Genomic DNA, 16,967 nt, shown 5'->3' on the forward strand with positions numbered 1-16,967 from the left:
AGAAGAGGTGAGGCAAGTGCCTTCATTTAAACAATTTCAATTTCAACCTTTTATCAACGAAGCACTCGCAGAAAAAGGGTTTGAAGAACCAACAGAAGTCCAAGAAAAATTAATCCCAATCATTAAGAAAGGGAAAAGTGTCATTGGACAATCGCAAACAGGAAGTGGAAAGACGCATACTTTTTTACTTCCATTAATGGATAAAGTTAAGCCAACTATCGACGAAGTACAAATTGTGATTACTGCGCCTAGTCGTGAATTAGCCAATCAAATTTATCAAGAAGCGCAGCAACTGGCTCGTTTCAGTCAACCAGAAATTCGCGTGTCAAATTTTGTTGGCGGAACAGATAAACAACGTCAATTAAATAAATTAAAGCATCAACAACCTCATGTGGTGATTGGTACACCAGGGCGGATTTTAGATATGATGAATGAACAAGCCTTGAAAGTGCATACGGCTTTTGCCTTTGTTGTCGATGAAGCAGACATGACATTAGATATGGGCTTTTTAGCAGAAGTCGATCAAATTGCTGGTCGTTTGCCAGAAAAATTACAAATGCTCGTTTTTTCTGCAACCATTCCAGAAAAATTACGACCATTTTTAAAAAAATATTTAGAAAATCCAGTGATTGAACATATCAAACCAAAAGCAGTTATTTCAGAAACAATTGACAATTGGTTGATTTCCACCAAAGGAAAAAACAGCAATCAAATAATTTATCAATTATTGACTATCGGACATCCTTATTTAGCGATTGTTTTTGCAAATACTAAACAAAGAGTTGATGAAATCACTGATTACTTAAAAGATCAGGGCCTAAAAGTTGCCAAAATTCATGGAGACATTACACCACGCGAAAGAAAACGTGTGATGCGTCAAGTTCAAAATCTTGACTACCAATATGTGGTAGCTACTGATTTAGCCGCACGTGGGATTGATATTGAAGGGGTTTCACATGTCATCAATGCAGAAGTTCCACATGAATTGGACTTCTTTATCCATCGGGTTGGCCGCACAGGACGTAATGGATTGAATGGAACTGCCATAACATTATATTCACCAGCGGATGATGAAGCGATTACTCAGATTGAGCAGTTAGGTGTTTCTTTCAAACCAAAAGAAATTAAAAATGGTGAGATTGTAGAAACGTATGATCGCAATCGTCGAACAAAACGAGAAAAATCTCGAGAAGAATTAGACCCAACGTTAATTGGTTTAGTGAAAAAGAAAAAGAAAAAAATTAAACCAGGATACAAGAAAAAAATTAATTGGGCAATTGAAGACAGCAATAAGAAAAAACGTAAAATTGAACGTCGTCAAAAAGATCGTTCTGCTAGAAAAGCAAAAAAGAATTCTTCTAACTAACATTGTTGTGGATTATTTAAAGTAAGGGACGAGAATCGTGAAGATTCTCGTCCCTTACTTTTTTATATGATAAATATTTAAGTCACTTTTAAAATAACTCTTTTTTTAAAGTGACTATTGCTAAAAGTAGAGAAATTTACCAATTAATTGTAAAGATTTTTGTTAAAAACATCAAAATGTTGGTGTTTAGAACCAACATTTTGATGTTTTCTTGAGAAAAAAATAATAAAATTACAGATTTTTTGGCGAGTTTTAGCAAAAAGTAGGAAGTTTCGGCACTTTTTTTGTTAAAAAATCAGCTTTATTAGTTGATATTAAAGGAAATTCATTTTTTTTTACGGAGGATAAAAAAATTTTACACACAAAAAAAATCATTTTCTAATATAATATAAATAACCACCAAAATAAAGAATAAAGGAGCGAAGAGAGATGAAGATAAAAAGGTGTTTATTAACCAATCGATGGAGAAAACACGCGATTTGGTAACGTAGTTTGATTGGTGCGTTTAGTTATTGGTAGCAGAAAGAGTTCTAGGAGGAAAGAAGAAATGAGAAGGATTTTGGTATTAACAAAGAACATTTTAGTTGAGCAAACATTTCAGCAGCAATTACAACATTTAAATTATGAAGTCTTTTGTACGAACTGCTTTGAAGAAACTATAGAACATGAGTTAACTTTTTTTAATTATTTTGATGCAATTGTATTAAGCGAAACACTTTCTCAGAACGATTGCTTGAGATTATTAGGAAGTCTTTCCTCGTTAGAGAAGCCGATTTATCGACGTTCACAATCGATGTGCAATAAACGTGAAGCGGAGATTTGGCAGGAAAGAGGTATTATCCGGTGGTTAGGCCTCAAAGATTCATTGGAAGATATTCGTGAAAAAATTGACACTGTCGATCAAAGTTTTGCCGAAGTCACAGCCGAGCTACTTGATGACCAAGTAAAAAAGATTCGCTTTACAAAAAACGAGCAACGCTTTTTAAAAATCTTGTATCAGCATGCCCACGAAGGGTTGGATCGTGATCAAATTTGTCGCTTGCTTTGGCAGAAAGAACCAGATGCTTCTACAAAATCGCAGCTGTCTTTCGTATGTAAACGAGTGAAACAAAAATTTAGTGATGCAGGCATGAATGAAGAGATTATTACAACCTCTTGGGGAAAAGGGTATCAAATAAATGAACAAATTTTGCCTTATTTAGAGCAAACGTTATTTGAAACAGCTCAGTAAGGAAAGATTCCTACGAAAACAATTGACTTTTTAGCAGATCTTTCTTATACTTTTGACTATAAGCTAAAGGATATGAGGAATCTTATTTTGATCACAGAAAGCCGTTCATTGCTGAGAGAAGGGCATCAGATAAATTTACTTGCTCCCTTTAGATGGACTTGATAGAAATATCAACGCGACTCTGCGTTATAGAGCTTAAGAGGTAATGATCCAACATCATTGCAATCAAGGTGGTACCGCGAGCAATCGTCCTTGACTGCAATGGTGTTTTTTGTGTTCACAATCTGCCACTTAAGAGGGTACAAAATATAAATAGTTAATTATTAATAGAAAGTAGGAAAATCAATGAAAGAATTAACAAGTAGTCAAGTTCGTCAAATGTATTTAGACTTCTTTAAGTCTAAAGGACATTCAGTAGAACCAAGCGCTTCTTTAGTACCAGTAAACGATCCAACATTATTATGGATTAACTCTGGTGTTGCGACCTTGAAAAAATATTTTGATGGCTCTGTTGTGCCAGAAAATCCAAGAATTACGAATGCTCAAAAATCTATTCGTACAAATGATATTGAGAATGTTGGAAAAACGGCTCGTCATCATACAATGTTTGAAATGTTAGGGAACTTCTCAATTGGAGATTATTTTAAAAATGAAGCGATTCACTGGGCTTGGGAATTTTTAACTGGTGCTGAATGGCTTGCTTTTGACCCAGAAAAATTATATGTGACTGTTTATCCGAAAGATACAGAAGCAAAACGCATTTGGCGTGATGAAGTTGGTTTATCTGAAGATCATATTATTGATGTAGAAGATAACTTCTGGGATATCGGTGCTGGTCCAAGTGGTCCGGATACGGAAATCTTTTATGATCGCGGCGAAGAATTTTTAGATATTCCAGAAGATGATCCAGAAAATTATCCTGGTGGCGAAAATGAACGCTATTTAGAAATTTGGAACTTAGTGTTCTCTGAATTTAACCATACACCAGAAGATACGTATGAACCATTACCACATAAAAATATTGATACGGGCATGGGCTTGGAACGTGTTGTATCTATCATTCAAGATGCACCAACAAATTTTGAAACTGATTTATTTATGCCAATCATTCATGCGGTAGAAGCTTTAGGAACCAACGTGAAATATGGAGATGCACCACAAACGGATGTTTCCTTTAAAGTGATTGCTGACCATATTCGTGCCTTATCCTTTGCAATTGGTGATGGTGCGCTTCCTTCAAATGAAGGTCGTGGCTATGTGTTACGTCGTTTATTACGTCGTGCGGTAATGCACGGGAAAAAATTAGGCATTAATGAAGCCTTTTTATACAAATTAGTGCCTGTTGTTGGCGAAATCATGGTAAGTTACTATCCAGAAGTATTACAACAAAAAGACTTCATCGAAAAAGTGGTTCGGACAGAGGAAGAACGTTTCCATGAAACCATCAATGAAGGTTTAAGCATGTTAAATGAGGTTATTAAAGAAGTTAAAGATGCAAAAGGCGATACATTAGATGGAAAAATTATCTTCAAACTTTATGATACTTTTGGCTTCCCAGTAGAATTAACGGAAGAAGTTGCAGAAGATGAAGGATTGAAAGTCGACCATGCTGGGTTTGAAACAGAAATGGAAGCACAGCGTGAACGTGCTCGTTCTGCCCGCAGTAAAGAAACTTCAATGGGTGTTCAATCTGCTTTATTAACAGATATTAAAGTAGAAAGTAAATTTGTTGGCTATACAGAATTAACACATGATAGTGAATTATTTGTTATTATTCAAGGTGACGCACTAGTAAGTGAAGCATCTGCAGGAACAGCCGAATTAATTTTTGCTGAAACACCATTTTATGCGGAAATGGGTGGACAAATTGCTGACCGCGGCTATGTAAAAAATACCGCAGGGGAAGTCGTTGCCAACGTGGTAGATGTGAAAAAAGCACCAAACGGTCAATTTTTACACAAAGTAGAAGTTTTGGCGCCATTAGCAGAAGGTCAAATTTATCAATTGCAAGTGGACGAACGGATGCGGACACGTATTTTGAAAAATCATACGGCAACCCATTTATTGCATCGTGCTTTAAAAGATGTGTTAGGGGAGCATGCCAACCAAGCAGGCTCATTAGTTGCACCAGGACATCTACGTTTTGACTTTACTCATTTTGGGCAAGTTACATCAGAAGAACTAGCGCGGATGGAAGCCATCGTTAACGAAAAAATCTGGGAAGCTATTCCTGTTGTCACAATTGAAACAGATATTGATACAGCGAAAAACATGGGCGCAATGGCGTTATTTGGTGAAAAATATGGCAAAGAAGTCCGTGTAGTTAATATTGGGGATTACTCTATCGAATTATGTGGTGGAACACACGTTGCTAATACAGAAGATATCGGGATTTTCAAAATTGTTTCTGAATCTGGAATTGGTGCAGGAGTACGCCGTATTGAAGCAGTGACGAGTAAAGAAGCGTATCAACTTTTACAAGAAGAAGAACGTCAATTGAAAGAGATTGCTACATTAGTTAAATCACCTCAATTAAAAGAAGTGGTTACGAAAACAGAGCAATTGCAACAACAATTACGTGATCTACAAAAAGAAAACGAACAATTGGCAGGCAAATTAGCGAACCAACAAGCTGGTGACATTTTTAAAGATGTCAAAGACGTCAACGGTGTTCGTTATATTGCCGCTCAAGTCAATGTTAAAGACATGAATCAATTACGCCAATTGGCCGACCAATGGAAACAAAAAGAATTGTCTGATGTACTAGTTCTAGCAACTGCACAAGATGAAAAAGTAAGCTTGTTAGCGGCTATGACAAAAGACATGAACGGAAAAGGCTTAAAAGCCGGTGACTTAATCAAAGCAATTGCGCCAAAAGTTGGCGGTGGCGGCGGTGGTCGTCCTGATATGGCTCAAGCTGGTGGGAAAAATCCAGCAGGGATTGCGGATGCCTTAGCAGAAGTTGAAAACTGGTTGGCAAATGCCTAATTAAAAATGTTTTCCCTATTATTAATATAAGGAGAATGCTCTTTATAGCAATAATGACAGCCCTCTTCAAAGTTATGAAATTGATTTTGAAGGGGGTTCTTTTTTATAAATGATTAAGGAGAGGAAACAGTAGATTGCACGAATGTGTAAGTTTTCATCTTCAATTGACAATGGTATAATAAGCAACGGAGGAATCAAAAATATGAATGAAAATCAATTATCAAAACGTCTCGCAACGGTTGGTGATTTAATCCCTAGAGGAAGTCGCTTAGCAGACATTGGTTCAGACCATGCTTATTTACCAGTTGCTTTAATGTTAGAAAATAAACTGTCTTTTGCTGTGGCTGGGGAAGTGGTAGAAGGCCCTTATCAATCTGCCAAAACCCAAGTCAGTAAATCCAATTTGACGGATAAAATTATCGTACGTTTAGCGAACGGGCTAGATGCAATTGAACCTGAAGATCAAATAGACGTCATTAGTATTTGTGGAATGGGCGGCACATTAATCCGAGATATTTTAGAAGTAGGACGCAAAAAAAATCGTTTAACAGGGAAGGAACGCCTTGTTTTACAACCGAATATTGGTGAACCAACTTTACGCCGCTGGTTAATGGCAAATGACTACAGTATTATTGATGAAACAATCGTGGAAGAAAACCGTAAGTTGTATGAAATTATCGTAGCCGAAAAAACAGAGCAATCCGTTTCTTATACGGACCGAGAATTACTATTTGGGCCAGTTTTAATTAAAAAACAAGGACCGGTTTTTACCAAAAAATGGCATCGAGAATTAAAACAGCGCAAAACTGTTCTTGCACAACTAGCAAAAGCAAGTGGAGAACATATTGAAAAAAAAGTAAAACTACAGCAAGATCAACAATTAATTGAGGAGGTGCTGGCCAATGGCTGTGAACGGTAAGACATTGATTCGACGCTTCAATGACTATTGTCCCGAATGGTTAGCAGAAACGGGAGATCCTGTGGGCTTGCACATTGGTACGTTAGATAAACCAATTGAAAATGTGATGGTTACCTTAGATGTTCGTCCTGAGGTCGTTGCAGAAGCAATTGAGAAGCAGGTTGATTTGATTATTGCGAAACACCCACCTATTTTCCGCCCAGTTAAGCGATTAACCACAGATAATTTTCAAGAAAAAATGTACGCTGATTTATTAAAACACGATATTGCTGTTTACGCAGCGCATACTAATATGGATATTATTGACAATGGGTTAAACGATTGGTTTTGTGAATTATTGGGAATTAAACAGACCACCTTTTTAACTAAAACACATACTGTTCCTTATAAAAAATTAGCCGTTTTTGTGCCAATTGATGAAGCTCCGCAAATGAGAGAAGCTTTAGGTCTAGCTGGCGCTGGAGCTCAAGGTGATTATTCTAAAACAAGTTACTCTTTAATTGGAACAGGACGTTTTACACCAACACAAGGAGCAAATCCCACGATTGGCGAAATTGGTCAAGAAAGTGTCGTCCAAGAAGCAAAAATCGAAGTGATTTTCCCTGAAACTAAGCAAGAACAAGTTCTTGCAGCTATGTTACAGGCGCATCCTTATGAAGAACCGGCGTATGATGTTTATACCATTGAAAATCAATCAAAAGAATTTGGTTTAGGTCGGGTTGGAGTATTAGACAAGCCTGTGAGATTTTCTGATTTTGTACAGCAAGTCAAGGAAGCTTTCCAATTGGATGGCTTGCGGGTCATTGCAAAAGATGACACTAAAATGATTCAACGGGTAGCCATTTGTGGTGGAAGTGGTGAAAAATTCTATCATGATGCATTACGTAAACAAGCCGATGTCTATATTACTGGTGATGTGTATTATCATACGGCACATGACATGATTGCTGAAGATTTACCAGTCATCGATCCTGGTCATTACATTGAAGCGCTTTGTAAGCCGAAACTTGTGGAATTAATGAATCAATGGAAACAAGAAAATGAGTGGGCTGTATCTATTTTTGAATCAGAAGCGAATACCAACCCATTTCGTTTTAAATAAAAAAATGAAGATTAAAGGAGTGTTCTTTTATGTATGAAAATCTATTACCTCGTTTTTTACGCTATGTGAAAACAGAAACACGCTCAGATGCAACTAGCACAACGACACCATCAACACAAACACAAGTAGCCTTTGCACAAACCTTAAAAAAAGAATTAGAAGAATTAGGGATGAGCGATGTTATTTATAACGAAACAAATGGTTTTGTAATTGCTACGTTACCTAGTAACGTGGAGAAAGACGTTCGTTCAATCGGCTTTATTGCCCATATGGATACCGCTGATTTTAATGCAGTGAATGTTTCTCCGCAAATTGTTGAGAACTATGACGGAGAATCAACGATTCCTTTAGATAAAGAAGGCAAATTCACTTTAAATACGAAAGACTTTCCTAACTTAAAAAATTATCGTGGTGAAACACTTATTACAACCGATGGTACCACTTTATTAGGAGCTGATGATAAATCAGGTATTGCGGAAATAATGACAGCCATGGAATATTTAATTAATCACCCAGAAATTAAACATGGCACCATTCGTGTGGCTTTCGGTCCCGACGAAGAAATTGGTGTAGGTGCCGACAAATTTGATGTCGCTCAATTTAACGTGGATTTTGCTTATACAATGGATGGCGGACCAGTAGGTGAATTACAATTTGAAACGTTTAATGCGGCGCAAGCAGAAATTACAATTCAAGGGAAAAACGTTCATCCAGGAACAGCAAAAAATACAATGATTAATGCGTTACAATTAGGAATTGATTTCCATAATGCCTTACCTGCTGACGAAGTTCCAGAAAAAACAGCAGGTGAAGAAGGCTTTTATCATTTAGCAGCGTTTGCTGGAACGCCAGAAGAAGCTACAATGACGTATATTATTCGCGATCACAATCGCGAGATTTTTGAAGCACGTAAAGCTAAAATTAAAGAAATTCAGCAAACATTGAATGCACCATTTGATGAAGAACGAATCAAAGTTGATTTATTTGATCAATACTATAATATGCGAGAAGTGATTGAAAAAGATATGTCCATTGTCGAAATTGCTAAACAAGCAATGGAAGAATTGTCAATTCAACCAATTATTGAACCTGTTCGCGGTGGAACGGATGGCTCAAAAATTTCTTATTTAGGGATTCCAACACCAAATATCTTTGCTGGTGGCGAAAATATGCATGGCCGTTTTGAATTTGTTTCATTACAAGCCATGGAAAAAGCGACCAATGTGATTATTAAAATTGCTGAATTAAATGCAAAATAAATGAGGCACTCAATAGGAAAGTAAGAAAACGGGCAACCGAGAACTTACTTTCCTGTTGTAGTTTCATGAGTCATTGAAAAATTTTTTGCAATTAGAATCAGAACAAGGTATCCTAGTACAGTAACTAGTTAGGAGGCCAGAAAGAATGCTTCAGTGGATAGTAATCATTTATTTCCTCGTCATTAATTTAGTATTGTTTAGTATGATGGGTTATGATAAAAAACAAGCAAAACGTGGGAACTGGCGTATTCCAGAACGCCGCTTATTGACGATAGGACTTGTCGGTGGCGGTCTAGGTGGGCTAATGGGACAAAAGAAATTTCATCATAAAACCCAAAAACCAGTTTTTGCATTGTGTTATTCAATTGGCGTAATCGCGATGATTAGTTGCATCTATCTAACGTTTAAGTAAGAACAAAAAAGGAGAAGCGATGAAAGGAAAAGTAAAAATTGGCTTAAATATGTTGTTAATGATTATCGTTTTAGGCGTAATCTTTTATGTCATGGATAATTCATTAAGTGATATTTTTGCTCAACTGATGGAAACGAGTTGGCTGGTGCTGATTGCTGTTATTTTTTTTGGAGTAGTTTATCAATTTGCAGAAGGGCGCTCAATCAAGGAAATAGCTCGTTATTTTAACAAAGACTTTACAACAGTGGATGGTTTTTTTACTTCTTGTTATGTAGCATTTTATCGGATTATTTCATTTGGCACGGGAACCTTGCTTTCAGAAATTTATTTTTATAAGAAAAAGGGAATTCCTGTTTCTAAAAGTGTAGGGATAACGGCATTACATATGATTATGTACAAAGCAGCCGTGATTTTTTTAGCAATTATTGGTTTGATTATTCAATTTTCCCTGTTTTATGAAAATGCGCCTAAGATGATTCCATTCATTTTAGCAGGTGTTATTTTAACATTAGTAATAATTGCAGCATTGCTTATTTTATCTAGTAGCTTAAAGTTGCAAGTTTTATTGGTTAAGTTTGCCAATCGTTGGTTTAAACGACCAAAACTAAGAGATTGGGTGGATAATTGTAATTTACAAATCTATTCCTTGCGGGCAGCTGTCCAAACAATTACACAAGATCGCTCAGCGTTGCTTCGAATCTTTTCATGGAATGTATTTAAATTATTATTTTGGTACATTATTCCTTACATTGTTTTAGTAGAAAATCACCCGAATATTGATTTATTATTAGTGATGTCCTTTACCAGTTTTGCTGTTATTCTTTCAGGAGTTATTCCAACACCTGCTGGCATTGGTCCATTTGAATTTGTTTACTTATTGTTGTTTAAACCATTGGTCGGCAATGTTGATGCTGTAGCATCTGTTTTACTGTATCGATTTGGTAGCTTTGTGTTACCCTTTTTGATTGGATTGGTTTATGTCGCCATTGAGAAACGAAAATCATTACGCATTGAGATTGAAGAAATAAAACGTCAAACAGATGAATAAGGTAGAACGAGAAAAAGAGTCGCTCTTTTTCTCGTTCTTTTTTTTTAAAAGGAATTGACTTGTACGAGGGATGTCTTATAATAGACTTAATACATGACTAAAAAATATTTTTTTTAACTAATAAAAATTATGGTAAAGGAGTGGCGAAAATTATTGCTGATTGTACAGCAGTGCTGTTATGCGGCGGGAAAAGTTCACGGATGGGATTTGATAAAGCATTATTGAAAATTCAAGGGCAATACGTGATCTTGCAAACAGCTGAAAAGTTAATGGAACTGTTCGAAGAGGTTATTTTAGTAACGAATGATAGTCAAAAATTTCCTAAGGCGTTTAGAAAATGCACAATCATTCAAGATATGTATCTTGGAAAGGGGCCATTAGGTGGGATTGTGACAGCAATGAACTATACTCAGAAAGCTGAAGTGTTTGTAATTGCCTGTGATATACCAACTTTTTCTCCTAAACTTGTGTATCAGTTAGCTTCTAAGCGTGGACAAAATCAAGTAACAATCTTTGACTTTGAAGGTCGTCAAGAACCATTATTTGGCTTTTATCGATGTTCTTGTTTACCAACATTTCAAAAACAGCTTGCGCAAAATAACTATCAGATTCGGCAAGAATTTGAGCATCTATCTGTAAAAACGGTGCAACTATCAAAAGAGAATCAACTTAAAAATGTCAATCGAAAAGAAGAATTGTCTCAGTGGTATCGATAAAAAGGAGGAATCGTAATGGATTTTTTCAGTAGTGAAGAAATAGTTGCAAGCTTAGGTGATAAGGCAGAAATAAAAGGGAAATTATCGTTTGTTCGACTCTGTATTTTAGGTATCATGGCTGGTTTTTGTATTGCACTAGGTTACTTGGCGTTTATTCGTATCACTGGAACCGCCCCCACAGAATGGGGAAGTTTTAACAACTTTCTGGGTGGAGCTTTATTTCCAGTTGGATTGATAGCGCTTACTTTTGTTGGTGGTGAGTTAGCAACAGGCAATATGATGGTAATGACATTAGGCGTATTACAGAAAAAGGTTCGAGTGGGCACTCTTTGTTATAACTGGCTAGTTGTTTTATTGACCAATTGTCTAGGCGGATTTCTTGTGGCGTATTTATTTGGCCATATTGTTGGGCTAACTGAAGGTGCGTTTCTGGATAAAACAGTCGCAGTTGCTCAGGCGAAAATTGCTGATCCACCGCTAGTTGCTTTTGTTTCAGGGATTGGCTGTAATATTTTTGTTTGTTTAGCGGTTTATCTCGGAGCGTTGGCAAAATCATATTTAGGTAAAATGTTTGGCTTGTGGTTTCCTGTCATGGTTTTCGTTGTTTGTGGGTTTCAACACGTGGTCGCCAATGCATTTATTATTCCAGCGGCAATTTTTTCACAAAGCACCACAATCAGTTGGTGGGATTATTTGCAAAATACACTATGGGTATTTTTAGGCAATGCGGTAGGGGGCAGTCTTTTTATGGCCGTACCATTGATCTTTATGACAAAACCAGCAACTGTCAAACCAAGAGTTGAGAAAACGATTCAGACGGAGGAGCTCTATGGCAATTGAGGTACCAAACATGATTCAAATTGGATCTACTGGTCGGAATAGTGGCAAAACGACATTAGCCGAAGCTCTTATTAAACAGTACCAAGAAGTCTATCCAATTTATGGCTTGAAGATTATTACGATTAGTGGTCAACGAGGGGTGTGTCAACGAGGCACAAAAGGATGCGGAATTTGTACCAGTATTACAGCTGGTTATGAATTAGTAGAAGAGCAAGAGACGATTGGCAATAAAGATACCATGAAATTATTAGCTGCAGGCTGTCAAAAAGTTTTTCTATTGAAAGTTTTTCAAGAAAATTTGGCGGAAGCCATTCAGCAATTTCTGAAAGCTGTGCCGGCCCAAGCATTAATCATTTGTGAATCAAATTCATTACGTAATGTTGTGCAGCCAGGACTATTTCTTATGATGAATAACCAGAATTGCCAAAAAGAATCAGCAAAAAAAGTCATAGATAAAGCCGATTTTTGTTTACTATCTGCTGAAATACCAAAAGAATTGCGTATCTATTATCAAGGAGAACAACTTCAAGTTTCACTAAAAAGGGGGAATAAAAAGGAATGTGTGCATTAAGCTTAATTGAAAAAGAAGCGATTATTCTAGAAAACGATGCTGATCCACAACGAATTTTAAATATTTTAATTGAATTACAATTTGCTTCAGAAGAAGGGTATATCGATCAGGAGACAGCTCAATTAGTTGCAGAGCATCTACATTTAACGGAAGCGCGAGTCTATGAAATCGTCAGTTTTTATGCCATTTTAAAGACGGAACCGCAAGCGAAGTATGTCTTGAAGATTTGTAACAGCACACCGTGTCATTATACTGGTGGGGCGATGGTTGCCGAAGTTTTAGAAACCATTTTAGAAGTGCCAGAGAATCAGCCGACACCAGATGGCTTATTTATGTATCACAGTATTCCTTGTATCGGGGCTTGTGATTTAGGTCCAGTAATTAAAATTAAGGACACCGTTTTTAGTCAACTAACAGAAGAGAAAATTTATCAATTAATTCAACATTTACAAAATGATTGCTATGAAGGACTGTAGGAGGTGAGACAATGCTTAAGAGAAACCAACCAATGTTATTAGAGAGAATGGGGAAAATGCAATCTGCGACCGATGTTTCTGAATATTGTAAATACGATGGATTTGATGGTTTAAAAAGAGCAATTTCACTATCGGATGAAGAAATTTTAAACGAACTGGATATTGCGCACTTAAGAGGTCGCGGTGGAGCAGCCTATCCTTTAGGAAAAAAATGGCGCCATCTTTATCATGCAAAAGGAACCACAAAGTACATTGTTTGTAATGCTGATGAAGGCGAACCAGGGACCTTTAAGGATAAAGTACTTTTATCTGAAGATCCATTGAGTGTGATTGAAGGAATGATCATTGCTGGCTATTTATTTTCAGCAAAAGCAGGTTATATTTATATGCGAGGAGAATATCGCAGAATCCAAAAAACATTTCAAGAAGCACTCGATAATGCACGACAAGCTGGCTTTTTAGGGGAAAACATTTTAGGAATTGAAGGATTCAATTATGATATTACGATTATTTCTGGTGCTGGCGCCTATATTTGTGGGGAAAATTCAGCACTTTTAAATTCAATTGAAGGAAAAACGGGGCGGCCGCGTGTCAAACCACCACACTTAGCAGATGTTGGTTTATATTTGCAACCAACATTAGTGAATAATGTTGAATCATTTGCAAGTGTTCCCGTAATTTTACGAGAAGGTGGACAAGCCTTTTTAGAGATGGGTACTGCCGATGGTGGCGGCACAAAGCTAATTTGTTTGTCTGGACATATTAAAAATCGGGGCTTATACGAGGTCAACCTTGGAACACCATTAGAAGAAATAATTTATGGCGAGCAATACGGCGGAGGCTCTGCAACTGGTCGATCATTAAAATTTATTCACTTCGGTGGACAATCCGGTCCAATTGGTGCTGTCGCAACGTTAAGGGATTGTTTGTATTCCTACGAAGATTTATGGGCCCATGACTTATCTGTCGGCTCTGGTGCAATTGTAGTAATGGATGATTCAGTCAATGTTGTGGACTATTTAGTACACGTGGCAGCCTTTTTTGCTCATGAGTCCTGTGGTAAATGCACCCCTTGTCGATTGGGAACAACTAGGATTTTGGAATTATTGAGTAAATTCAATCGGAACGAGGCAACAGCTAGTGATTTGCCACGATTGGAAAAGATGCTCACACATGTCACGCGATTATCAGCTTGTGGTTTGGGCCAATCCGTCGCAAATCCAATGAAGAGTGCATTGGCTTTGTTTCCAGAAGAATTTGAAACGACTGCTGAAACAGAAATCTATGCCACCAGCAAAGGAGGTTGGTAAAAATGAAAACAAAGTTGCATACGCAAACAGTTACATTGTCTATTGATAACCAAGAAGTAACTGTGCCTAAAGGGACTACTATTCTCGAAGCAGCGAAAGCGCTAGGTGTTGAAATTCCAACGCTCTGTCATTTAAAGGAATTAGCACCTGATGGTTCTTGTCGGATGTGCGTGGTTGAGGTGGAAGGCGGCCGACGTGGTGGCTTAACAACTGCTTGTACGGCACATTGTCAAGAGGACATGGTTGTGGCAACACATTCTGAAAAAGTTGCTGATTCCAGACGTTTTATTCTTGATTTATTATTGAGTAATCATAAATTAGAATGTTTTTCTTGTGGAAAAAACGGGGATTGTCAATTACAACAGTATGCGCTAGATTATGGGATTGATGCCACTAGCTTTACCGAGGGAAAAAGAATGCCTTGCCATCAAGAAGATACCAGTAATCCATTTTTCTCTTATGATCCAGAAAAGTGTATCATGTGTCGTCGTTGTGCTCGTGTCTGTCAATTGCGGCAGGGAAGAGATGTACTTAGTATTGCTGATCGTGGCTTTGAAACAAAAATGATGCCGAGTTATGGGCAGGCGTTTGATCAATCTATCTGTGAATCATGTGGCAATTGTGTCTCTTCCTGTCCTACAGGAGCGTTAACAGCAAAAGATACGAAAGAGTACCGCAAATGGGAAACCCAGAAAATTCCTACAACTTGTCCGCATTGTGGGACAGGCTGTCAGATGAATTTACTCGTTAAAAATAATCGTTTGGTGGGTGTTGAACCCCTGGATGGACCAGCTAATAAAAATTTACTTTGTGTGAAAGGAAAATTTGCTTCATATAAATTTGTTGGGTCAGGAGATCGCTTAACGGAGCCATTAATTAAACGGAATGGCATTTTTGAACCTGCTTCTTGGGAAGAAGCCTTAACGCTTGTTTCGTCAAAATTTAACGAAATTAAAGCAGAAAACGGCGCGGATGCTCTTGCTGGTTTTTCGTGCTCTAGAGCAACAAATGAAGATAATTATGTCTTTCAAAAAATGGTGCGTGCTGCTTTTGGTACCAATAATGTTGATAACTGTGCCCGTGTTTGTCATTCGGCTTCGGTCCATGGTTTAGCCCAAACCTTAGGCTCTGGTGCGATGACCAATCCTATTGCTGATATCACTGAAGATGTCGACATGATTTTATTAGTAGGTTCCAATCCAGAAGAAGCTCATCCAGTTATTGGTGCGCAAATTCGCCAAGCTGTCCAAAGAGGAACACAAGTTGTTGTTGTTGATCCGCGGAAAATTAACTTAGTGAAGGATAGTGCACTGCATTTACAAGTTCAGGCGGGAACGAATGTCGCATTTGCTAATGGCATGATGCATGTGATTTTGAAAGAAGGTTTAGCAGATCGCCACTTTATTGAAGAACGGACAGAAGGATTTTCAGATTTAGAAAAAATGGTGGCTGATTATACGCCGGAAAAAGTCGCAGAAATTTGTCATATTCATCCAGAAGATTTAATTCAAGCAGCACGCATGTATGCAAAAGCAGAGAAAGCACCAATCATTTATTGTTTAGGCGTAACGGAACATTCGACAGGAACTGAGGGTGTTATGAGTATGTCTAATTTGGCAATGTTGGTTGGTAAAGTTGGAAAACCAGGCTGTGGTGTCAATCCTTTGCGAGGTCAAAATAATGTTCAAGGTGCTTGCGATATGGGCTGTATGCCTTATGATTTCCCAGGCTATCAAAAAGTCAATAATCCAGAAGTAATCGACAAATTTGAAAAAGCTTGGCATGTGCCGTTAAATCGAAACACAGGTTTAACTTCTACTAAAGTCTTGCCAGCAGCAGCGGCAGGAAACGTCAAAGGCCTTTATATTTTTGGAGAAGATCCAATTGTTACGGATCCAGACACAGGACATGTTCGTCAAGCTTTAGAAAGTTTAGACTTTTTAGTTGTTCAAGAATTATTTATGACAGAAACGGCTGCTTATGCAGATGTCGTTTTACCAGGCATCAGTTATGCAGAAAAAGACGGGACATTTACAAATACAGAACGGCGCGTGCAAAGAGTTCGTAAAGCTGTTGAACCAAGAGGACAAGCGCGAGAAGACTATGAAATTTTTTGTGAAGTCATGACACGAATGGGCTATCCTTGTGCGTATGAATCTGCAAAAGAAATTATGGAAGAAATTTCAGCTGTGACGCCTTCGTTTGGTGGAATTAATTATGAACGATTAGAGAAGGAGAGCTTACAATGGCCTTGTCGGAGCTTGACAGATCCAGGTACGCCGATTATGCATGTGGGCAGTTTTGCTCGTGGGAAAGGTTTATTTAAAGCAATTCCGTATAAGCAAGCACAAGAATTACCAGATGAAGAGTACCCGTATTTAATGTCGACAGGCCGAATGCTTTACCATTACAATACCCGAGCAATGACAGGGCGAACGGAAGGGATTAACCAAATAGCGAATCACTCTTATATTGAGATAAATGCAGTCGATGCACAAGCTCTGGGAATCCAAGAAGGTGACAAAGTTGAAGTTCATTCTCGACGTGGCAAAATCGAAACCTATGCGGCTGTCGGAAATCGAGTATTTCCGCAAGAAGTCTTTATGACATTCCACTTTCCAGATGGGAATGTTAACGAAATCACCAATGCTGTATTTGATGATATCGCCACAATTCCTGAATATAAAGTTTGTGCCGTTGCGATTAAACCAGTGAATAAATAAAAAAGG

Annotated in this window: 14 protein-coding genes; all 14 read left to right on the forward strand. The window is 37.6% G+C overall.

Annotation, left to right across the window (positions count from 1 at the left end):
* Positions 1-16: 16 nt before the first annotated feature.
* The 14 genes from AB1I62_RS06795 to fdhF all read left to right on the forward strand — a co-directional run bounded on the left by AB1I62_RS06795 (position 17) and on the right by fdhF (position 16,961).
* On the forward strand, positions 17-1,366 hold the full coding sequence (locus tag AB1I62_RS06795; protein WP_002357738.1) for a DEAD/DEAH box helicase: 1,350 nt from the start codon (positions 17-19) through the stop codon (positions 1,364-1,366).
* Between the two features lie 547 nt (positions 1,367-1,913).
* Positions 1,914-2,597 (forward strand): helix-turn-helix domain-containing protein, encoded by a 684-nt coding sequence (locus AB1I62_RS06800; RefSeq protein WP_002374960.1) that lies wholly within the window; start codon positions 1,914-1,916, stop codon positions 2,595-2,597.
* A gap of 345 nt (positions 2,598-2,942) precedes the next feature.
* Positions 2,943-5,585 carry an alanine--tRNA ligase gene (alaS, locus tag AB1I62_RS06805; RefSeq protein ID WP_104859323.1) on the forward strand — a complete coding sequence of 881 codons (2,643 nt, stop codon included), beginning with the start codon at positions 2,943-2,945 and terminating at the stop codon, positions 5,583-5,585.
* A 202-nt stretch (positions 5,586-5,787) separates the two neighbouring features.
* Entirely contained in the window at positions 5,788-6,504 is a 717-nt protein-coding gene (locus tag AB1I62_RS06810) for a tRNA (adenine(22)-N(1))-methyltransferase TrmK (protein ID WP_104859322.1), read from the forward strand.
* Entirely contained in the window at positions 6,488-7,606 is a 1,119-nt protein-coding gene (locus AB1I62_RS06815) for a Nif3-like dinuclear metal center hexameric protein (protein WP_002413840.1), read from the forward strand. Before AB1I62_RS06810 ends, AB1I62_RS06815 begins: the two co-directional genes overlap by 17 nt.
* Positions 7,607-7,635: 29 nt before the next feature.
* A complete protein-coding gene (gene pepT, locus AB1I62_RS06820; RefSeq protein ID WP_002360428.1) occupies positions 7,636-8,865 on the forward strand; it encodes a peptidase T in 1,230 nt (409 codons plus the stop codon).
* Between the two features lie 145 nt (positions 8,866-9,010).
* Entirely contained in the window at positions 9,011-9,277 is a 267-nt protein-coding gene (locus tag AB1I62_RS06825) for a DUF1294 domain-containing protein (RefSeq protein WP_002360427.1), read from the forward strand.
* Between the two features lie 19 nt (positions 9,278-9,296).
* Positions 9,297-10,325, forward strand: coding sequence for a lysylphosphatidylglycerol synthase domain-containing protein (locus AB1I62_RS06830; RefSeq protein ID WP_002360426.1), 1,029 nt, complete (start codon positions 9,297-9,299; stop codon positions 10,323-10,325).
* 140 nt (positions 10,326-10,465) lie between these two features.
* Positions 10,466-11,041 carry a molybdenum cofactor guanylyltransferase gene (locus AB1I62_RS06835; protein ID WP_002361748.1) on the forward strand — a complete coding sequence of 192 codons (576 nt, stop codon included), beginning with the start codon at positions 10,466-10,468 and terminating at the stop codon, positions 11,039-11,041.
* 15 nt (positions 11,042-11,056) lie between these two features.
* Complete coding sequence (locus AB1I62_RS06840; RefSeq protein ID WP_104859320.1) at positions 11,057-11,881, forward strand: formate/nitrite transporter family protein; 825 nt, start codon at positions 11,057-11,059, stop codon at positions 11,879-11,881.
* Complete coding sequence (locus AB1I62_RS06845) at positions 11,871-12,452, forward strand: hypothetical protein (RefSeq protein ID WP_104859319.1); 582 nt, start codon at positions 11,871-11,873, stop codon at positions 12,450-12,452. The genes AB1I62_RS06840 and AB1I62_RS06845 overlap by 11 nt, the downstream gene beginning before the upstream one ends.
* Positions 12,440-12,928: an NAD(P)H-dependent oxidoreductase subunit E gene (locus AB1I62_RS06850; RefSeq protein WP_002357722.1), complete on the forward strand. Its 489-nt coding sequence runs from the start codon at positions 12,440-12,442 to the stop codon at positions 12,926-12,928. Before AB1I62_RS06845 ends, AB1I62_RS06850 begins: the two co-directional genes overlap by 13 nt.
* An 11-nt stretch (positions 12,929-12,939) precedes the next feature.
* Complete coding sequence (locus AB1I62_RS06855) at positions 12,940-14,238, forward strand: NADH-ubiquinone oxidoreductase-F iron-sulfur binding region domain-containing protein (RefSeq protein ID WP_202250933.1); 1,299 nt, start codon at positions 12,940-12,942, stop codon at positions 14,236-14,238.
* Positions 14,239-14,240: 2 nt separating this feature from the next.
* Positions 14,241-16,961: a formate dehydrogenase subunit alpha gene (gene fdhF, locus AB1I62_RS06860; protein WP_104859318.1), complete on the forward strand. Its 2,721-nt coding sequence runs from the start codon at positions 14,241-14,243 to the stop codon at positions 16,959-16,961.
* Positions 16,962-16,967: the final 6 nt, after the last annotated feature.

This window comes from Enterococcus sp. AN402 (genome assembly GCF_040719405.1).
In the GTDB taxonomy this organism is placed as follows: Bacteria; Bacillota; Bacilli; order Lactobacillales; family Enterococcaceae; genus Enterococcus; species Enterococcus faecalis.

Bases quoted from the DNA above. Each gene is read 5' to 3' on its own strand.
- AB1I62_RS06800 (WP_002374960.1), top strand. From the start codon at position 1,914: ATGAGAAGGATTTTGGTATTAACAAAGAACATTTTAGTTGAGCAAACA.
- alaS (WP_104859323.1), top strand. From the start codon at position 2,943: ATGAAAGAATTAACAAGTAGTCAAGTTCGTCAAATGTATTTAGACTTC.
- AB1I62_RS06810 (WP_104859322.1), top strand. From the start codon at position 5,788: ATGAATGAAAATCAATTATCAAAACGTCTCGCAACGGTTGGTGATTTA.
- AB1I62_RS06815 (WP_002413840.1), top strand. From the start codon at position 6,488: ATGGCTGTGAACGGTAAGACATTGATTCGACGCTTCAATGACTATTGT.
- pepT (WP_002360428.1), top strand. From the start codon at position 7,636: ATGTATGAAAATCTATTACCTCGTTTTTTACGCTATGTGAAAACAGAA.
- AB1I62_RS06825 (WP_002360427.1), top strand. From the start codon at position 9,011: ATGCTTCAGTGGATAGTAATCATTTATTTCCTCGTCATTAATTTAGTA.
- AB1I62_RS06830 (WP_002360426.1), top strand. From the start codon at position 9,297: ATGAAAGGAAAAGTAAAAATTGGCTTAAATATGTTGTTAATGATTATC.
- AB1I62_RS06840 (WP_104859320.1), top strand. From the start codon at position 11,057: ATGGATTTTTTCAGTAGTGAAGAAATAGTTGCAAGCTTAGGTGATAAG.
- AB1I62_RS06845 (WP_104859319.1), top strand. From the start codon at position 11,871: ATGGCAATTGAGGTACCAAACATGATTCAAATTGGATCTACTGGTCGG.
- AB1I62_RS06850 (WP_002357722.1), top strand. From the start codon at position 12,440: ATGTGTGCATTAAGCTTAATTGAAAAAGAAGCGATTATTCTAGAAAAC.
- AB1I62_RS06855 (WP_202250933.1), top strand. From the start codon at position 12,940: ATGCTTAAGAGAAACCAACCAATGTTATTAGAGAGAATGGGGAAAATG.
- fdhF (WP_104859318.1), top strand. From the start codon at position 14,241: ATGAAAACAAAGTTGCATACGCAAACAGTTACATTGTCTATTGATAAC.